General features: G+C 69.8%; 17 protein-coding genes and 1 riboswitch. Of the genes, 7 read left to right on the top strand and 10 right to left on the bottom strand.

Features of this window, described 5'->3' with window-relative positions:
* Together AUC47_RS07440 and AUC47_RS07435 are read left to right on the top strand one after the other, a co-directional pair.
* Positions 1-948: a carbohydrate ABC transporter permease gene (locus tag AUC47_RS07440; RefSeq protein ID WP_256999482.1), complete on the top strand. Its 948-nt coding sequence runs from the start codon at positions 1-3 to the stop codon at positions 946-948.
* On the top strand, positions 945-1,862 hold the full coding sequence (locus tag AUC47_RS07435; protein ID WP_218838212.1) for a carbohydrate ABC transporter permease: 918 nt from the start codon (positions 945-947) through the stop codon (positions 1,860-1,862). Before AUC47_RS07440 ends, AUC47_RS07435 begins: the two co-directional genes overlap by 4 nt.
* Before the next feature lie 139 nt (positions 1,863-2,001).
* On the opposite strand, the gene AUC47_RS07430 is transcribed toward AUC47_RS07435, so the two are convergent.
* From AUC47_RS07430 to rlmN, 3 genes are all read right to left on the bottom strand, one after another.
* On the bottom strand, positions 2,002-3,015 hold the full coding sequence (locus tag AUC47_RS07430; RefSeq protein WP_096714574.1) for an aldo/keto reductase family protein: 1,014 nt from the start codon (positions 3,013-3,015) through the stop codon (positions 2,002-2,004).
* Positions 3,016-3,063: 48 nt separating this feature from the next.
* On the bottom strand, positions 3,064-4,668 hold the full coding sequence (locus AUC47_RS07425) for a DUF4407 domain-containing protein (RefSeq protein ID WP_096714573.1): 1,605 nt from the start codon (positions 4,666-4,668) through the stop codon (positions 3,064-3,066).
* An 85-nt stretch (positions 4,669-4,753) separates the two neighbouring features.
* On the bottom strand, positions 4,754-6,040 hold the full coding sequence (rlmN, locus tag AUC47_RS07420; RefSeq protein ID WP_179297553.1) for a 23S rRNA (adenine(2503)-C(2))-methyltransferase RlmN: 1,287 nt from the start codon (positions 6,038-6,040) through the stop codon (positions 4,754-4,756).
* Between the two features lie 73 nt (positions 6,041-6,113).
* Here rlmN and AUC47_RS07415 point away from each other — a divergent pair, with 73 nt between their 5' ends.
* The 3 genes from AUC47_RS07415 to AUC47_RS07405 are packed head-to-tail and all read left to right on the top strand — an operon-like array spanning position 6,114 to position 8,079.
* The gene (locus AUC47_RS07415) at positions 6,114-6,614 is read left to right on the top strand and encodes a hypothetical protein (protein ID WP_096714572.1); all 501 of its coding nucleotides are present in this window, start codon (positions 6,114-6,116) and stop codon (positions 6,612-6,614) included.
* Positions 6,615-6,665: 51 nt separating this feature from the next.
* Positions 6,666-7,304: a bifunctional 4-hydroxy-2-oxoglutarate aldolase/2-dehydro-3-deoxy-phosphogluconate aldolase gene (locus AUC47_RS07410; RefSeq protein WP_096714571.1), complete on the top strand. Its 639-nt coding sequence runs from the start codon at positions 6,666-6,668 to the stop codon at positions 7,302-7,304.
* Positions 7,305-7,329: 25 nt separating this feature from the next.
* Positions 7,330-8,079 (top strand): sulfite exporter TauE/SafE family protein, encoded by a 750-nt coding sequence (locus AUC47_RS07405; protein ID WP_179297552.1) that lies wholly within the window; start codon positions 7,330-7,332, stop codon positions 8,077-8,079.
* 19 nt (positions 8,080-8,098) lie between these two features.
* Here AUC47_RS07405 and AUC47_RS07400 read toward each other — a convergent pair whose 3' ends face one another.
* Entirely contained in the window at positions 8,099-8,929 is an 831-nt protein-coding gene (locus AUC47_RS07400; protein ID WP_096714633.1) for an SDR family oxidoreductase, read from the bottom strand.
* Between the two features lie 38 nt (positions 8,930-8,967).
* Positions 8,968-9,729, bottom strand: a complete 762-nt coding sequence (locus AUC47_RS07395; RefSeq protein WP_096714570.1) for an SDR family NAD(P)-dependent oxidoreductase — start codon at positions 9,727-9,729, stop codon at positions 8,968-8,970.
* Between the two features lie 150 nt (positions 9,730-9,879).
* Between AUC47_RS07395 and AUC47_RS07390 the strand changes: the two genes are divergently transcribed.
* Complete coding sequence (locus AUC47_RS07390; RefSeq protein ID WP_096714569.1) at positions 9,880-10,605, top strand: aminoglycoside 3'-phosphotransferase; 726 nt, start codon at positions 9,880-9,882, stop codon at positions 10,603-10,605.
* Positions 10,606-10,629: 24 nt separating this feature from the next.
* Here the strand turns inward: AUC47_RS07390 and AUC47_RS07385 are convergent, their stop codons facing one another.
* From AUC47_RS07385 to AUC47_RS16905, 5 genes are all read right to left on the bottom strand, one after another.
* Complete coding sequence (locus AUC47_RS07385) at positions 10,630-11,943, bottom strand: hemolysin family protein (protein WP_373557854.1); 1,314 nt, start codon at positions 11,941-11,943, stop codon at positions 10,630-10,632.
* Positions 11,944-12,034: 91 nt separating this feature from the next.
* Positions 12,035-13,075, bottom strand: a complete 1,041-nt coding sequence (locus tag AUC47_RS07380) for a TerC family protein (protein WP_096714568.1) — start codon at positions 13,073-13,075, stop codon at positions 12,035-12,037.
* A gap of 225 nt (positions 13,076-13,300) precedes the next feature.
* Positions 13,301-14,098: an energy-coupling factor transporter transmembrane component T family protein gene (locus AUC47_RS07375; RefSeq protein WP_096714567.1), complete on the bottom strand. Its 798-nt coding sequence runs from the start codon at positions 14,096-14,098 to the stop codon at positions 13,301-13,303.
* Positions 14,095-15,555: an ABC transporter ATP-binding protein gene (locus AUC47_RS07370; RefSeq protein ID WP_256999481.1), complete on the bottom strand. Its 1,461-nt coding sequence runs from the start codon at positions 15,553-15,555 to the stop codon at positions 14,095-14,097. Before AUC47_RS07370 ends, AUC47_RS07375 begins: the two co-directional genes overlap by 4 nt.
* On the bottom strand, positions 15,552-16,205 hold the full coding sequence (locus tag AUC47_RS16905) for an ECF transporter S component (protein ID WP_143740711.1): 654 nt from the start codon (positions 16,203-16,205) through the stop codon (positions 15,552-15,554). Before AUC47_RS16905 ends, AUC47_RS07370 begins: the two co-directional genes overlap by 4 nt.
* Positions 16,199-16,308: riboswitch (TPP riboswitch) on the bottom strand. (Overlaps the previous gene by 7 nt.)
* 85 nt (positions 16,309-16,393) lie before the next feature.
* Here AUC47_RS16905 and AUC47_RS07360 point away from each other — a divergent pair.
* Positions 16,394-17,914, top strand: a complete 1,521-nt coding sequence (locus tag AUC47_RS07360) for a D-alanyl-D-alanine carboxypeptidase family protein (protein WP_096714565.1) — start codon at positions 16,394-16,396, stop codon at positions 17,912-17,914.
* Positions 17,915-18,027: the final 113 nt, after the last annotated feature.

The raw sequence follows: 18,027 nt of genomic DNA, 5'->3' as shown, positions 1-18,027 counted from the left end.
GTGTCATCCGCTCTTCGTGAGAGAGGCTCCGCCGGCACCGCCGGCGGGGCCTCCCCCGGCTCGCGCCGGCGGCCGTTCAAGGCGCGTCACGCTCTCACCCTGCTGGCCTTCATGGCCCCGGCGATCGTGTTCGTCGTGTGGTTCACGTACTGGCCGATGCTGCAGGGCGCGCGCATGGCCTTCCACGACTGGAACCTGTGGGACCTCACCTCCACGCCCTGGGTGGGCTTCGACAACTTCGTCACCGTCTTCCAGGACCCGGCCTTTCCCGTCGTGGCCTGGAACTCGGTGCTCTGGGTCGTCGGCTCCCTCGTGCCGCAGCTGGTGATCGGGTTCCTCATCGCGCTCGCCCTGCGCAAGCGCTTCACGTTCCGCGGGCTCTACCAGGCGCTCGTGTTCTTCCCGTGGGCCGTCTCCGGCTTCCTCATCGGGATGCTGTTCCGCTGGATGTTCAACGCCGAGTTCGGCGTCGTCAACGATCTGCTCATGAAGGCCGGCCTGATCGACGCGCCGCTGCCGTGGCTGGCCGACCCGAAGCTCGCGATGTTCGCGGTCATCGTGGCGAACATCTGGTACGGAGTGACGTTCTTCGCGATCATGATCCTCGCGGCTCTGCAGTCGGTGCCCGACGAGATGCTCGAGGCCGCGAGCCTCGACGGCGCCGGCAAGGTACGCCAGCTGTTCTCGATCATCATCCCGTACATCTCGATGACGCTGCTGCTGACGATCCTGCTGCGCGTGATCTGGATCTTCAACTTCCCCGACATCATCTACGCGATGACGAACGGCGGGCCGGCGAACCAGACGCACATCGTCACCACCTGGATGATCAACTACACCCAGCAGGGCAACTACGGCATCGCGAGTGCGATCGGCCTCATCGTCGTCGCCTTCCTGTTCGTGTTCTGCGCGTTCTACCTGATGGCGATGCGGAGGGCCCAGCGATGACCATCACCACCCCCACCGGAACCACCATCACCGAGACGCGCCGCATCACGGTGCCGGATGCCGCGAAGGCGCCGCGCTCGACGCAGAGGCGCATCACCGTCGGCGGCGTCGTGCGTGTCGTGGGCCTCGGACTGTGGCTGCTCATCACGCTGTTCCCGCTGTACTGGATCGCGCTGACGTCGTTCAAGTCGCCCGGCACGATCAACCGGTTCCCGATCGAGTACTGGCCGAGCGAGCCGTCGCTCGACAACTACACGAGCCTGTTCGAGCAGAGCTCGTTCGGGGTGTTCCTCGCGAACTCGGCGATCGTCGCCGTGGTCGCGGGCGCCGTGGCGACGCTCATCGCCCTGCTCAGCGCGTACGTGATCGCGCGGTTCGAGTTCCGCGGCAAGGGCACGGTGCTCGTGGCGTTCCTGCTCACGCAGATGATCCCCGCATTCATCGCGCTCGGGCCGCTGTACTCGATGATGACCGACCTCGGCCTGGTCGACTCCAAGCCCGGTCTCATCCTCGTGTACATCGCGATCTGCATCCCGTTCTCCACCGTCATGCTCCGCGGGTTCTTCGAGAACGTGCCGGACGCGCTGGAGGAGGCGGCGATGATCGACGGATGCTCCCGCTTCGGCGCCCTGTTCCGGGTGCTCGTCCCGGTGATGACGCCCGGCATCATCGCGGCGTTCATCTTCAACTTCGTCAACTGCTGGAATGAGCTGTTCCTGTCGGTGGTGCTGATGAACACCGACGAGAACCGCACGGTGCCCTCCGCGTTGAACGGCTTCATCTCGACGTTCAACATCGACTGGGGCTCGATGAGCGCGGCCGCCGTGCTGACGATCCTGCCGACGATGGCGATGTTCGCCCTCGCGAGCCGCTGGATCGTGCAGGGTCTGACCGCTGGTGCGGTGAAGGAGTAGCGCGCCCCCACCTGCGCCGAGACCCATCGGAACCGCCGAGACCCACCCCCGCCGACATCGGCAGTGGTGGGTCTCGGCGTTCGAGGTGGGTCTTGGCGTGAAGGGCGAGGGCGCAGCGCGCGGCCCGACAGCCGGGGAGTCAGACCAGGCGGGTCTTCGGCGACGTCTCGTACGTGCGCTCGGCGTCACGGTTGACCGTGTCGCCGAGAGCCTCATCGATCGCGGTGAGGGTGTCGTCGTCGAGCTTCACACCCGACGCCTTGACCGTGTCGGCGAGTTGCTCGGGGCGCGAGGCTCCGACCAGCGCGGCGGCCACGTTCGGGTTCTGCAGCACCCAGGCGATCGCGAGCTGCGGCATCGTGAGGCCGGCCTGCTCGGCGATCGGCTTCAGCTTCTGCACCGCCTCGAGGATGTCGTCCTTGAGGAAGCTCTTGATGAAGTCGGCGCCGCTGTGCGGGTCGGTCGCGCGGGAACCCTCGGGCAGCGGCTGCCCTGGCAGGTACTTGCCGCTGAGCACGCCCTGCGCCATCGGCGACCACACGATCTGCGAGATGCCCAGCTCCTCCGAGGTCGGCACGACCTTGCCCTCGATCACGCGCCACAGCATCGAGTACTGGGGCTGGTTCGAGATGAGCTGGATGCCGAGCTGCTTCGCGAGCGCGTGACCGTCGCGCAGCTGCTCGGCTGTCCACTCCGAGACGCCGATGTAGAGCGCCTTGCCCTGGCGAACGATGTCGGCGAACGCCTGGAACGTCTCCTCGAGCGGGGTCTCGTAGTCGAAGCGGTGCGCCTGGTAGAGGTCGACGTAGTCGGTGCCGAGGCGCTTCAGCGAGCCGTTGATCGACTCCATGATGTGCTTGCGGCTGAGACCGGTGTCGTTCGGGCCCTTCTCGCCGGTCGGGAAGTACACCTTCGTGAAGATCTCGAGACCCTCGCGACGCTGCCCTTCGAGAGCCTTGCCGAGGATGACCTCTGCCGCGGTGTTGGCATAGGTGTCGGCGGTGTCGAACGTGGTGATGCCGGCATCCAGAGCGGCGTGGACCGTCTTGACGGCCGCGTCGTCTTCGACCTGCGATGCGTGGGTGACCCAGTTGCCGTAGGTGATCTCCGAGACCTTGAGACCACTGTTGCCGAGATAGCGATAGTTGACCATGGTCTTACGCTACTCGCGCATACCGGCATGCTGGGCGGGGTTGCGCGCTCACGCCTGCGACTGCAGCATCCGCTCCTGCTCCTCCAGCGTCTGCGCCTGCGCGCGCTGGTCGGTGCGCTCTCGTTCCTGCTCCGCCTCGCGCCGCTCGGCCCGGGTCTGCGGTGCCGCCGCATCCGTCTCGGCCTGGATGCCGGTCGACTGCTCGTTCACGATCGACGCCCGATCGCGGAACCCCTCGGCCGTCACACGATCGAGCGCGACCTGCTTGCGGATCGCGACGGCCCGCTCGTACAGCGAGGGGTCGCCGTAGGAGGTGAGCACCTTCACGAGCACGGGCAGCAGCTCGATCATGAAGAACAGCGCCGCGATGAGGATGTGCGCCCAGAGGATCGCGGGCTCCTTCTCGCTGAGCCGGTTGAGGCCGCTGATCTGACTGAGCAGTCCGGTCGCCCTGGCGTTGCCGGACGCCACGGATTCGGCCCGCGCGTTGTAGGCGGCGAGCGCCGACTCGTACGTGTCGCGGGCGGCCGGCAGCTGGTCCTGCGCCTGTTCGCGGTTCTGCGCCTCCGACGTCGAGGTGTTCTCCTTCGCGGCGGTGCCGGCGGCGGCGAGCTCCTCGTTCGCGGTGCGCAGCTGCGCGGCGAGCGCGTCGTACGTCTGCTGCGCCTCGGCAAGCTGGGCCTGCGCGGCATCCGAGCTCGCACCCTCGCCGTTCACGCCGGTGCAGCCGGGCACGGTGCCCGCGCCCTCGCCGGTCAGCTCGCACTGGTAGAGCAGGCGCGCCTGGTCGATCACGGCCTGCTGCGCGGTCATCTTGGCGGTGAGGTCATCGACCGTCGCCTGCGCGGCCGACTCGGTCGCCGACGACGACTCGGTCCCGGCCACGATGCCCGTCGCGGCCTGGTTCTCGAGCTCGGCGACGCGATCGGATGCCGCGTCGAGGGCCTTCTTCTCGGGTCCGGTCTCCAGGGCCTCCTGATCGGACTGCGCCTGCGTGATGTTCGTGGCGGCGACCTCGCGGGAGATGTCGTTGTGGAAGATCTGCAGCACGAGCGGCTCGGCGACGACGAAGCCGATGATCGCGGCCATGATGACGCGCGGGATGGCGAGGCCGATGAGCTTCCACACGTTGCGGGTCGACGTCATGGTCGAGGTGAGGAACCGGTCGAGGTTGAAGATGATGAGCGCCCACACGACGGCCAGCGGCACGGCCAGCCAGATCGCGGCCTGGACCCCGGTCGTGAGGGCGAAGAGCATCGAGATCGCGGAGACGAGTGCGGTGCCTGCGAGCACGAAGAACATCTGCACGAAGCGCGGGGTCTCGCCGGGGACCCTGTCGAGGATCTCGCCCTCGGCACCGCCGAGGATCGCGAGGGCGCGCAGCCGTGATCCCGGCACCCGGGGCTTGCGCTCGCGGGGCTTGCGGCGCGGCTTCGGGTTGCGAGGAGCGGATGCCGCGGCATCCGTCTCGTCCGTCGGCACTACCTGGTCGTCGATCGGCGCGGTCGGCTGCGCATCGGCATTCCGGTCGGCGCCGCTCGGCTCGTAGGCGCGCAGGAAGTCCAGGTCGTCCGTGTCAGCGTTCGGGTCGCTGTCGAGGATGATCCGGCCCTGAGAATCGAACCGTCCTGGACGGTGAGCGGAATAGGGCATCCCGACAATCTACGAAAGGTCGCCTGAGCATCCGTTGGAAGAAGGCTTTGAACGCCCTCAGCTTCGAGGCCCGAGAACCGGCGGATCAGGCCATCGCGGCCGAGGCCGCCTCATCCTCCGTCGTGGCGACGAGCTGACCGCAGGCGCCGTCGATCTCCTTGCCGCGGGTGTCGCGAAGGGTCGTCGGGATGCCGGCGTCGTTCAGCCGGCGCACGAACTCGTTCTGCACGGAGGTCTCGGACGAGGTCCAGATCGAGCCGGGCGTCGGATTCAGCGGGATCGGGTTGACGTGCACCCAGCCCCGCCCGCGGGCGTTGAGCTTCTCCGCGAGCAGGTCGGCGCGCCACGCGTGGTCGTTCATGTCCTTGATGAGCGCGTACTCGATCGAGACGCGGCGGCCGGTCTTGGCGTAGTAGTCGTACGCGGCGTCGAGGGCCTCGTCGACCTTCCACCGCGAGTTCACCGGGATCAGCTCGTCGCGCAGATGGTCGTCCGGCGCATGCAGCGACAGCGCGAACGTCACGGGGATGTTCTCGTCGGCGAGCTTCTTGATCGCCGGCACGAGGCCGACGGTCGAGACGGTGATGCCGCGCGCGCTCATGCCGAGCCCGTCGGGCTGCGGGGCGACCATGGTGCGCACCGCGTCCATGACGCGCTTGTAGTTCGCGAGCGGCTCGCCCATCCCCATGAAGACGATGTTCGAGACGCGCTCCATCGAGTGGTCGTCGCGGCGCTTGCCGCCCAGCTCGCCGTTCGCGATCGCGCGGTTGGCTCGGACGATCTGCTCGATGATCTCAGCGGTCGACATGTTGCGGGTGAGCCCGGCCTGGCCGGTCGCGCAGAACGGGCAGTTCATGCCGCATCCGGCCTGCGATGAGACGCACAGCGTGATGCGGCCCGGGTAGCGCATGAGCACCGACTCGACGAGCGCGCCGTCGTGCAGGCGCCAGAGGAACTTGATCGTGTCGCCGCGGTCGGTCTCGAGCCGACGGACCTCGGTCATGAGCGGAGGCAGCATGCCCGCCACGAGGTCGTCGCGGATGCCGGCGGGGAGGTCGGTCATGTCCGCAGGGTCGGACGAGTAGTGACGGAAGTAGTGGGTGGCGAGCTGCTTCGCGCGGAACCCGGGGAGTCCGAGCTCCTTCACCTTCTCGATGCGCTCGGCCGGGGTGAGGTCGGCGAGGTGCACCGGCGGCTTGCCGCGCTTCGGGCTCGCGAACTGCAGGAGCGGTCGGCCCTCGGCATCCTTCTGCTGCGTCCATCCCTCGGTCGCCGGGCGCACCTGCGTGCCGCCGGTCGAGCGGATCGCGGTCCCCGAACGGGCGGGCGCGGTCGCGGGGCGCGTCTCGCGCGTGCGGGGATTCTCGGTCATACCCTCCAGGGTACCGGCGGGCGGGTGGGAGGCGGCTGGGGAGCAGCGCCGGACCCTTCTTAGACTGACGACTATGGACCTCGTCTGGATCATCGGAATCGTCGTAGCTACCCTGATCGTCGTCGCCGTGCTGTCACGCGCGTTCCGCGCGATGCGGCCGCGGGTGCCGGTCGCGCCCGGTTCGGCGGCCGGACGCCCGGGCGCTGCCGTCTCCCTCCCGCCGGATGCCGTCACCGAGATCGACCGGCTGGTCGCCGCGGAGCAGAAGATCCAGGCGATCAAGGTCTACCGAGACCACACCGACGTGAGTCTGCGCGAGGCGAAGGGCGCGATCGATCGCTGGGTGGTCGGTTCCGCACCCGCGACCACCGCGATCCGGGTGCCGCGACCGTCGCCGACGGATGCCGCTGCGCTGCGCTCGTCGTTGCCGGCATCCGTCGCCTCCGACATCGATCGCCTCGTCGCGACCGAGCAGCCGATCGCGGCGATCAAGCTCCTTCGCGAGCACAGCGGCCTGGGTCTCAAGGACTCCAAGGACGCGATCGACGCCTGGCCTCCCGCGCCGAGCTTGTAACGACAAGTAGCCGTCCGAGAGAATGGACGCACCCCCACCGAAGGAGCCTTGATGCCCGACCGTCTCGACCGCGCCCGCGCCACCGGCGTCCTCGCTGTTCTCCGCGCCCCCTCCCCCGAGCTCGCACTGGAGGCGTCCGAGGCGATCATCCGCGGCGGCGTGACCGGCATCGAGGTCACGTTCTCGACTCCTGACGCCCCCGCTGTCATCCGCGAGCTCATCGCCCGCCACGGCGACGCCGCCTACGTGGGAGCGGGCACCGTCACGACGGCCGAGCAGGCGACCGCCGCGGCCGACGCGGGTGCCGAGTTCCTGGTGAGCCCTGGCACGCTTCCCGCCCTCACGCGCACCATGCTCGACACCGGTCGCGTGGTGATGACCGGGGCGATGACCCCGACCGAGGTCATGGGGGCGCTGGAACTCGGCGTCGACGTCGTGAAGATCTTCCCCGCCTCGCTCGGCGGCCCCTCCTATCTCGGTGCGCTGCGCGGGCCCTTCCCCGAGGCACCGCTCATGCCGACCGGCGGAGTCACCCCCGACAACCTCGCCGACTGGTTCCGCGCGGGGGCGGTGGCCGTCGGGGCCGGCGGCGACCTCGCGAACGCCGCCTCGATCAAGGACTCCGACTGGTCCGACCTCGAGCAGCGCGCGACGCGCTTCGCCTCGTCTCTCGCGAACGCGCGGAGTTGACCCGTCCGACGGCCGGGGCCTGACGGTGCCCTCGCTCGACCCCTGGGCGTGGGTCGCGCTCGGCGTCGCCGCCGTCACGATCGGCATCTCGAAGACCGCGCTGCCCGGGGCGAACATCCTCGCGATCGCGCTGTTCGCGACCGTGCTCCCTGCGCGCACGTCGACCGCGGCGATGCTCCTGCTGCTCATGGTCGGTGACGTGTTCGCGATCCTCGCGTACCGGCGTCACGCCCACTGGCCGACTCTGCTGCGCCTCGCCCCGGCGGTCGTCGCGGGACTCCTCGTCGGGTTCGCGTTCCTCGCGGTCGCGGGCGACGGCATCGTGCGCCGGGCGATCGGCGTGATCCTGCTGCTCATGATCGCGGTGACCCTGTGGCGGCGCTGGCGCCAGAGTCGGCGGGAGGTGCAGGAGACGCCGCACGGCGGCATCCTCCTCGCCGGCACCTACGGCACGCTCGGCGGCTTCACCACCATGGTCGCGAACGCGGGCGGCCCCGTGATGTCGATGTACTTCCTCGCGACTCGCACGCCGGTGCAGGTGTTCCTCGGGACGTCAGCGTGGTTCTTCGCGATCATCAACGTGACGAAAGTGCCGTTCCTGGCCGGGCTCGGCCTCTTTCATCCGCCGGTGCTGTGGATGGATGCCGCACTCGCGCCGCTCGTGGTGATCGGCGCACTGATCGGCCTGCTCGTGGCGAGGCGACTCGATCAGGCGCTGTTCGACCGCATCGTGATCACCCTGACGGTGGTCGGCGCGGTCTACCTGCTGCTCTGACGGGCCCCCGCGAGCCCCGTCAGTCCAGGAAGATGTCGGGGAACAGGCGGTCGTCAGGCGTGCCGGGAATCGCCGCGTACCGTGAGAAGTCCGTGACGCCGTCGGCCTCGAGCACGTCCTCCACGATGAGCGTCTGTCCGGTGTAGTCGGGGGCGGGCTTGGTGAGCACCGAGTACGCGGCGTCGGCGTAGATGTCGGCGGTGCGGCTCGCGGCCATGACCTTATCGCCGCCGAGGAGGTTCTGCACCGCGGCAGTCGCGATCGTCGTGCGCGGCCAGAGGGTGTTGGCGGCGATGCCGTCGCGCGCGAACTCCGCCGCCAGGCCCAGCGTGACCATGGTCATGCCGAACTTCGCGAGCGTGTAGCCGGTGTGCGCGCCGAGCCACTTCGGCGTCGGGTTCAGAGGCGGCGACAGCGAGAGGATGTGCGGGTTCTCGGCATCCTTGAGCATGGGGATCGCTGCGCGCGACAGCATGAACGTGCCGCGCACGTTGACGTCCTGCATGAGGTCGTACTTCTTGGCGCCGAGCTCGAGCGACCGGGAGAGGTCGATCACGCTGGCGTTGTTGACGACGATGTCGATGCCGCCGAACTCGCCCTGGGTCTTCAGCACGGCTTCGGTGATGTCGTCGTCGTCGCGCACGTCTCCGACGATCGGCAGCGCCTGCCCGCCCGCCGCGCGGATCTGCTCGGCCGCGGTATGCACGGTGCCCTCGAGCTTCGGATGCGGGGTGTCGGTCTTCGCGAGCATCGCGATGTTCGCGCCGTCGGCCGCGGCGCGCAGGGCGATCGCGAGGCCGATGCCGCGGCTCCCGCCCGACATGAGGATGGTCTTGCCTGCGAGGGACATGGGTTCTCCTTCGATGCGTGCGGTCACGTCGCCGCCGGTCACTTCGGCGCCATGCGGATCGCGCCGTCGAGGCGGATCGTCTCGCCGTTGAGGTAGCCGTTCTCGACGATCTGGCGCACGAGCGATGCGTACTCGTCGGGTCGGCCGAGCCGCGAGGGGTAGGGCACCTGCGTGCCGAGAGAGTCCTGCGCCTCCTGCGGCAGCCCCATCAGCATGGGCGTCTCCATGATGCCCGGGGCGATCGTGCAGACCCGGATGCCGTAGCGGGCGAGCTCGCGCGCGACGGGGAGGGTCATCGCGTGCACCCCGCCTTTCGAGGCCGAGTAGGCCGGCTGTCCGATCTGTCCGTCGAACGCGGCGACGCTCGCGGTGTTCACGATGACGCCGCGGTCGCCGCTCTCGGTCGGGTCGTTCTTCGCGATCACGGCTGCGGCCTGCGAGAGCACGTTGAACGTGCCGACGAGGTTGATGCGCACGATGCGCTCGAAGTCGGCGAGCACGGCGGGGTTTCCCTCGCGGTCGAGCACCTTGGCCGGCGGGGCGATGCCTGCGCAGTTCACGACGATCCGCAGCGGGGCGCTCTCCTGTGCGACGCGGGCCGCGGCCGCGGCATCCTCGGCATTCGTCACGTCGCCGGGACTGAAGGCGCCCCCGAGGTCCTCGGCGATCTCCGCGCCCGACGACGACGGGAGGTCGAGGATCGTGACGACGGCTCCCTCGGCGGCGAGCGCCCGGGCGGTGGCGAGGCCGAGGCCTGATGCGCCACCGGTGACGAGAGCGCCGGATCCCTGGATCTGCATGCGGTTCTCCTTCGAACGTGTGCGACTCGGTCTCAGCCTAACTGATTCCCGGTGTCATCCGGATCGCGGCGTCGCGCCATCGATCGCTCCGAGCCTACGACACCCGGCGCGGCGGATCCGAGCTTCCGGCGCGACCGCGAGGATGGACGCATGAGCATCCCCGAGGCGGCGCTGCCGGTGCCCGAGATCGTCCGCTCGCTCGCGGCCGGCGCCGCGCTCACGCCCGTCTGGCGGAACGCGCTCGGCGGCGTGACCTTCCGCACCGACGACGGCCGGGACATCAAGTGGGGACCGCACGACCTCGAGGCGAACATGCGCGACGAGGCGGAGCGCATGCGATGGGCGCGCCATTGGACGACGGGTCCCGAGGTCCTGGAGCAGGGACGGGATGCCGGGCACGAGTGGCTCGTGACGGCGGCTCTCTCCGGACGCAGTGCGGTCGACCCCCGGTGGATCGCCGATCCGGAGACGGCGGTGCGGGCCGTGGGTCGCGGCCTCCGAGAACTGCACGACGCGCTTCCGGTGGCTGAGTGCCCGTGGTCGTGGGACCCGGCGTCGCGCATGGCGAACGCGGCGGTGCGCGGCATCCGCGTCCCTGACGATCTGCGGACTCCCCCGCCCGTCGACGTGCTCGTCGTGTGCCATGGCGACGCCTGCATGCCGAACACCCTGCTCGACGACGACAGCCGCCCGCTCGGCCACGTCGACCTCGCGGCGCTGGGCGTCGCTGACCGCTGGGCGGACATCGCGGTCGCGTCGATGAGCACACAGTGGAACTTCGGCCCGGGGTGGGAGGACGCACTCATCGAGGCGTACGGCGTGGAGCCCGACCGCGCGAGAATCGACTACTACCGGCGGCTCTGGAACGAGACCTGAGCCGCCGGCAGCGGTCGAGCAGGATCAGACGGGAGCGTTCTCGGCGGAGGATTCGCCGGACGCGTCGGACTCGTCGTGCAGCACGACCCTGATCTCGGAGATGCGCCGGCGGTCGACGGCCGTGACCCGGATCGTCGCGCCTGGCACCTCGACCGCGTCGCCCACGACCGCGAGGCGGCCGAGCATCTCCGTCACGAAGCCCGCGACGGTGTCGGACGCGCCGCGGGGCAGAGCGATACCGGTGATCTCGGCGAAGTCGCCGAGGTTGAGGCGACCGTCGAGCGAGCCGCCGGCGGCGGGAATGCGGTCCTCCGTGTCGTACTCGTCGAAGATCTCGCCGACGACCTCCTCCACGAGGTCCTCGAGGGTGACGATGCCGTCGGTGCCGCCGTACTCGTCGACGACGACCGCGATGTGGTGGCCCGCCGCGCGCAGGCGGGTGAGCGTCGGCAGCACCCGCGCGGTCGACGGCAGGTACTCGACCGGTCGGGCGAGGCTGTCGACGGTCCGCGACGCATCGCTCGCAGCGGCCTCGAACAGGTCGCGCACGTGCACGAAGCCCACGATATCGTCGATCGAGGCGTCGACCACCGGGTACCGCGAGAATGGCAGCTCGGTCACCTGCGCCATCGACTCGGCGATCGTGGCGGTGCCGTCGAGCGCGACGACCTCGGGCCTGGGGCGCATGACCTCGCTGACCTGGCGGTCGCGCAGCGACAGCACGTCGTCGAGGATGCGGCGCTCGTCATCGGGGAGGCTCTGGTGCGTCGCGACGATGTCGCGCAGCTCCTCTTCGCTGAGCTCGTCGGCCGTCTTGTGCGGATCTCCGCCGAGCAGACGCACGAGGGCGTTGGTCGAGACCGAGAGCAGCCAGATGACCGGCCGCATCACGGTCGCGAAGCCGTCGAGAACCGGGGCCACGGCGTAGGCGAACTGCGCGTTGCGCTGGATCGCCAGACGCTTGGGCACGAGCTCGCCGAGCACGAGCGACAGGTACGCGATCAGCAGGGTGAGGATGACCGTCGCGAGAGTGAACGACAGCTGCTCGTCGAGGCCGAGCGACTGCAGGAGCGGCGCGACCGACGGTGCGATCGAGGTGGCGCCGTAGGCGGCCGACGCGAAGCCGGCCACGGTGACGCCGATCTGCACGGCCGAGAGGAACGTGTTCGGGTTGCGCGCGAGGCCCGCGACCTTCGCGCCGCGGCGCCCGCGGGCCGCGATCGCGTTGATCTGGCTCTCGCGCAGCGTCACCAACGCCATCTCCGTCGCGGCGAAGACGCCGCCGACGAGCACGAAGACGAGGACGAGAGCGATGTTCCACAGCAGGTCGCCCATCATCGGGTCGACCTCTGCGGTCCGGGGGTGCCCGAGGTCATTCGGGCGCCGGGTCTGTCAGGGTCTGCGGACGCGTCGGAGCGGCGCGACTTGTTCACGAGGGTTCCTTGTCTGTGCGAGGGGTGGTGTCGGCGGGAGTGCCTGCGGAGGAGGAGTCGAGGGCGGCGCGGCGGTCGTCGCGGCGGGTCTTGGCGAGGCTCGCGACCGTCGCGACGGCGATCGTCGCGCCGATGAACACGAGCGAGAACCAGATCGGGATCTCGGGAGCCCACAGCATCGGCTCGCCGCCGTTGATGAACGGCAGCTCGTTGACGTGCATCGCGTGGAGCACGAGCTTGACGCCGATGAAGGCGAGGATGACGGCGAGACCCTGCGCGAGGTACACGAGGCGCTCGAGCAGACCGCCGATGAGGAAGTACAGCTGGCGCAGACCCATGAGGGCGAAGGCGTTGGCGGTGAAGACGATGTACGCCTCCTCCGTCAGACCGTAGATCGCGGGGATTGAGTCGACAGCGAAGATGAGGTCGACGAAGCCGATCGCGATGATGACGAGGAACATCGGCGTCACGAAGCGGCGGCCCGCCTTGACGACCGTGAGACGGTCGCCGTCGTACTCGTCGCTCACGGGGAGGATGCGGCGCACGAAGCGCATGAACCGTCCGTCGGCAGGGTTGTGGTCGCCGCTGACGAAGGCCTGCCGGTATGCGAGCACGAGCAGCAGGGCGCCGAACAGGTAGAAGATCCAGGAGAAGTTCTCGATCAGCGTGGCGCCCACGGCGATGAACGCGCCGCGCATGATGAGCGCGATCACGATGCCGATCATCAGCACCTTCTGCTGGTAGATCTTGGGCACCGCGAACCCGGCCATCACGATGAGGAACACGAAGAGGTTGTCGATCGACAGGGCCTTCTCGGTGAGGTAGCCCGCGAAGTACTCGCCGCCGAACTCCCACCCGGAGACCATGCCGATGCCGACGCCGAACAGCAGCGCGAGGCCGATGTAGAAGGCCGACCAGCGGGCGGACTCGCCGACCGTCGGTTCGTGCGGCTTGCGGACGTGCGCGAAGAACTCGTACACGAAGAAGGCGATCGTGACGAGGATCGTGATGATCCAGACCAGGGGAGTGATGTTCACAGGGGTCTCCGAGAGATGGCGCGACAGGGTCTACGCCAAGGTCTTCTCCATCCTCGAACGAGGACCGGGGACCCGGGATGCAGGGACATCCGTAATGACGAGCCGCCCGTGGCGGAGTACTCCCCTTGGGTTACCTCGATGCTAGCGAATCCGCGGATGCGCTCGCTATGAGAAAGCTGAATATCGGGATGCTGTGCGGTGCTGTGCGCGGTGGGCGGGCGGCGGTCAGGCCGTCGGGCCGAGGATGAAGTTCCACGCCCCCGAGAGCACGGCGACGCCGATCGCGACGACGGGGATGACAGCCGCCACGACGACGAGCGCGGTGTCGCGTCGGTCCCACCGCGACGGGCGCGCCCAGGAACGCGCGCCTGTGCCACCGAATCCTCGCGCCTCCATCGCCGTGGCGAGCGACGAACCGCGCCGGATCGCCAGCACGAACAGTGCGAACGCCATGCCGAACGCGCGGCGCACCCTGCCTTCATCGGCCACGCCGCGCGCCCGCCTGGCCAGGGCCAGGGCACGCCAGTCGTCGGCGAGCAGGCCCAGCATCCGCATCCCGGCCAAAGCACCGACCACGAACCGAGCCGGCAGGCGCAGTCGCTGGGCGAGGTCGTCGGCGAGATCGGTCGGATCGACGGTTACGAAGAGCACGACGGCCGGCAGACCGATCGCGAGCACGCGCACCGCGGTCGCGGCGGCGAGCGCGAGCGATCCGTCGCTGACGCGCATCACGAGCCACTCGAAGTGCACGGTGCCGCTCGTCGCGCCGTAGAGCGCGATCGTGACCGCGCTCAGGGGTGCGGCGACCCACAGCACCGCGGTGCGGAGCCAGAACTCCCGGGCCCGTAGCCCGGCGAGCATCAGCAGCGGGATCTCCAGCAGGAGGGCGACGGATGCCGAGACGACATCGATTGTCAGCACGAGCGGCAGTGCGATGAGCAGCGCGGCGGCGAGCTTCGCGAGCGCCGAGCGCGGCGCGATGGTTCCTGTGCGCTCGACGCGGGCGGTCAGCGGGTCGATCATCGGCCGACCTCGATCCGCCGAGCATGCAGGGCGTCGAGCACGGCCTCGTCGTGACTGATCGCGACGATCGCGGTGCCCTCGTCGCGGAGAGCGGCGATCAGGGCCACCAGCTCGCCCCAGGTCACGGCATCCTGACCGAAGGTGGGCTCGTCGAGCACGAGCATCCGCGGGCGTGTGGCGATCGCCGCGGCCACCGTCAGCCGCCGTTTCTCCCCACCGGACAGTGTGTAAGGATTGGCGTCCGCGAGGGCCCGGAGCCGCAGCCGAACGAGGAGGTCGTCGGTGCGGGCCGCGATCTCGTCCGACGGGAGCCGCAGGGCGCGGGGGCCGACCGCGAGCTCTTCACGCACGGTCTTCGCGAGCAGCTGGTGCTCGGGGGTCTGCAGCACCGTCGCGATGCGCGTCAGCAGCGCCCGCGACGACCATCGGAGCGGATCGGGCGTCTCGCCGTTTGCGAGGGTCGGCGTCGCTCTCACGACGCCCGCTTCGGCGGGGATCAGCCCGGCCAGAGTGAGTCCGAGGGTCGACTTGCCCGCGCCGTTCGGTCCGGTGATGCCCAGCACCTCGCCCGCGCGTACGGCGAGGTCGAACGGGCCCGCCACCGGGAGCCCTCGCCGGCGCGACACCTGCAGGGAGTGCGCCTCGACGAGCGGCTCGCCGGGCGCGGAGAGGGGCGCAGGCGGTAGCACAGGCGGGTGGCCCGGAACCCAGACGCCGGATGCCGCGAGCTCGGCGCCTCGCTCCCCCAGCACGACCTCGGGGCTGCCGTCGGCCAGCACGACCGTGCCGTCATCGCCCGCGCCGAGCACGATCACCCTGGTCACAAGGGGAAGCCAGACGTCGATGCGGTGCTCGATGACCACGAGCGTCGCACCGGTGCGGTCGAGCGCCGCGCCCACGGCATCCCGCACCTCCCTCACCCCGTCCGGGTCGAGGTTCGCGGTGGGTTCGTCCAGCAGGATCGCGCCAGGGCGCATCGCGAGCACGCCGGCCAGCGCGAGACGCTGCTTCTGTCCGCCCGACAGAGCCGCGGTCGAGCGATCGAGCGCGACGTCGAGCTGCACGGCATCCAGCGCCTCCCGCACCCGCGGCCAGATCTCGTCTCTCGGGATGCCGAGGTTCTCACAGCCGAACGCGGCGTCGTCGCCGACCCGGGCGAGGATCGTCTGGGTGTCGGGGTCCTGCAGCACCATGCCGACTCGTCCGCGCGCGTCGACCGGCGCCCGCCCGTCAACGAGCAGGTCGCCGAGGGTCTCGCCCTCGTCCGCTCCGCCGAGCACGCCGCCGAAGCCCTGCAGCAGCGTGGACTTTCCCGAGCCGGATGCGCCGAGCAGCAGCACGTGCTCTCCCGGCTCGATGCGCAGCTCGACATCGCGGAGCACCCAGCGACGTCTCGTGGCGTAGCGCCACCCCCAGCCGCGCGCCTCGAGCGCGGCCGGCTGCACGGGGCTCGTCACACCCGTGCGGTGACCTCGCGGCCAGCGGCGAACCGACCGAGGGCTCCCGTGGCGGCGAGCCCTCGCGCGATCAACCAGCCGCCGAGACCGGCGATGACCGCGCCTGAGATGGTCGTCGACACGATATAGACGACGGTGAACAGAGTGTCGGCACCCGCGTACCAGAGGATGCGGTCGTTGATGCCGCAGGCGAGACCGGCGCCCGCGCCCGCGAGCATTGCGACCGGCAGCCGCCAGACGCCGTAGAGGAAGACGAGGAGGATCAGCTCCGCCCCCAGGCCCTGCACGATGCCGGACACGATCGTGAGCGGCCCCCATGCGTTGCCGACCAGGGCGGAGATGACCGCGGCGACGAGCTCGGTGTAGAGCGCGGCACCGGGCTTGCGGATGATGAGTCCGCCGAGGACTCCGGCGATCAGCCAGGGTCCAGCCAGCAGACCCTGCACGCCCGGCAGGAGCGGCTTGAGCAGGCTGCTGGGAACCTCGTACCCGACGTTCCACAGCAGGAAGATCACGGCGCAGGCGACGGCGATGACGCTGGCGACGACGATGTCGACGACCCGCCAGCGCCAGAGCCCCGGGCGGCCGAGCCCCTTCGCGGGTGCGGTGGCGGCGGATCCGGTGGTGGATCCGGACGTGGATGTGCTCATTGAATGCTCCTCCCTGCGCTGGCATGACCCAGATCAGGTTCGACGGTCGAAGCGCGATTCGCTCCCTCTCAGCCCGGCTCGCCGGACTCCCGTGGTTGTGCTGTCGATCTTACCGAGTCGGCCGACACTTGTGTCGTCTCCGTCCTACGCACCACGGTTCTCGTCGGTGATTCGGTTACCGTGAGGGGGTGACCGCTCCAGACTCCGCCGAGGCCACCTCTGTCGCACCGTCCGCGACCACGAACGAGGCGACCCCTGCTCTGACGCGCCCCGCCCCGCCGGCGGATCGCGACGGCATGGACGAGCTCGGCATGCGAGACATCGACGGAGGTCCGGAAGCGCGCTGGGCCGAGGACGGAACCGCCGCCACCGCGCTCACCTGGGTCGACGCGTCGACCGTCGCGGACGCGACGACGGTGCCGTCGCTGACCGCGGACGCCGAACCGGATGCGGCGAGCACGATCATGAGGGGCGCACGCCTCCGCCCCCGGGCAGCTTCCGCGGGGGTGTTCGTGCCGATCGGCGTGCTCGTCGGCCTCGTCGGCACGTACGCCGGGGCGACGATGCTGTGGCCGCTGCACGAGGTCCCCCCGACCGTGCAGGCCACGGAGTTCGCGTCGACGGCCGCGCCGGCCGCCGGCATCCTCTGGCCTGCGCAGGGAAGCGCCGCGGTCGGTGTGGGCGGCATCAACACGACCGCGTCGACGCTGGACCCCGCCGCGATCGCGAGCGTGACGAAGGTCGTGTCGAGCCTCATGGTGCTCGACAAGATGCCGCTGCAGCCCGGTGAGCAGGGACCCGAGTTCGCGTTCACCCGCGCCGACAACCTCTCGTACTGGCAGTATCGGCGCTCGGATCAGTCTGCGCTCGACGTGCCGGTCGGCGGCACGCTCACGGAGTACCAGCTCCTGCAGGGCACGCTCATGGGGTCGGCCAACAACTACATCGACCGGCTCGCGCGCGAGATCTGGGGATCGGAGGCTGCCTTCGCCTCCGCCGCGCAGGTGTGGCTGCGCGACCGCGGCCTGGAGGGCATCACCGTCGTCACCCCCTCGGGCTTCGACGCCCGGAACACCGCGACCCCCGAGGCGCTCGTCGCCCTCGCGGAGCGCGCCATGCAGAACCCCGTGTTCGCGAGCATCGTCAGCACGACGTCGGTCGACCTGCCCGGCGCGGGGACCGTCGTGAACACGAACGGGATGCTGGCGGATGCCGGAGTCGTCGGCGTGAAGACGGGAACCCTCGGCGAGAGCTGGAACCTGCTGACGGCCAAGGACATCACGGTCGACGACACCACGGTGCGCATGTACGCCGCCGTGCTCGGACAGGCCGACGACGAGCAGCGATTGGCTGAGACGCGGGCGCTGTTCGCCCAGGTCGAGGCCGCCCTCACCGCCCAGGAGCCGGCAGTGCCGAAGGGAACGGTCGTCGGCACCGTCACGACGCTGTGGGGCACGACGATCGACATCGTCACCGCGCAGGACTCCGACGTCGTGCTGTGGAACGGCGCGGGCGCGCAGAGCACCCCCACGTTCGATCTCGGCGACCACCGTGGCGACGGAGACGCGGTCGGGACACTGCTGGTGGCAGGCCCTCTCGACTCGGTCGTCACGCCGCTCGCCCTCGAGGCCGACGTCGAGGGACCGGATCCGTGGTGGCGACTCACGCACCCGTTCGAGCTGTTCGGCATCAGCGAAGCACAGCGCTGACGGCCCGTCGTCGCGCTGTGCTTGACTTGGCACCTGCTGCGGGAATTCTGTACGAATTGCGACATCAGGTGCCAACTCGACGGTGAGCTGCGAGCCCGACGAGACGCGTCCTG

Origin of the sequence: Microbacterium sp. SZ1, assembly GCF_002362255.1 — a bacterium.
In the GTDB taxonomy this organism is placed as follows: domain Bacteria; phylum Actinomycetota; class Actinomycetes; order Actinomycetales; family Microbacteriaceae; genus Microbacterium.
This window is presented reverse-complemented; position numbering and strand designations above follow the sequence as displayed.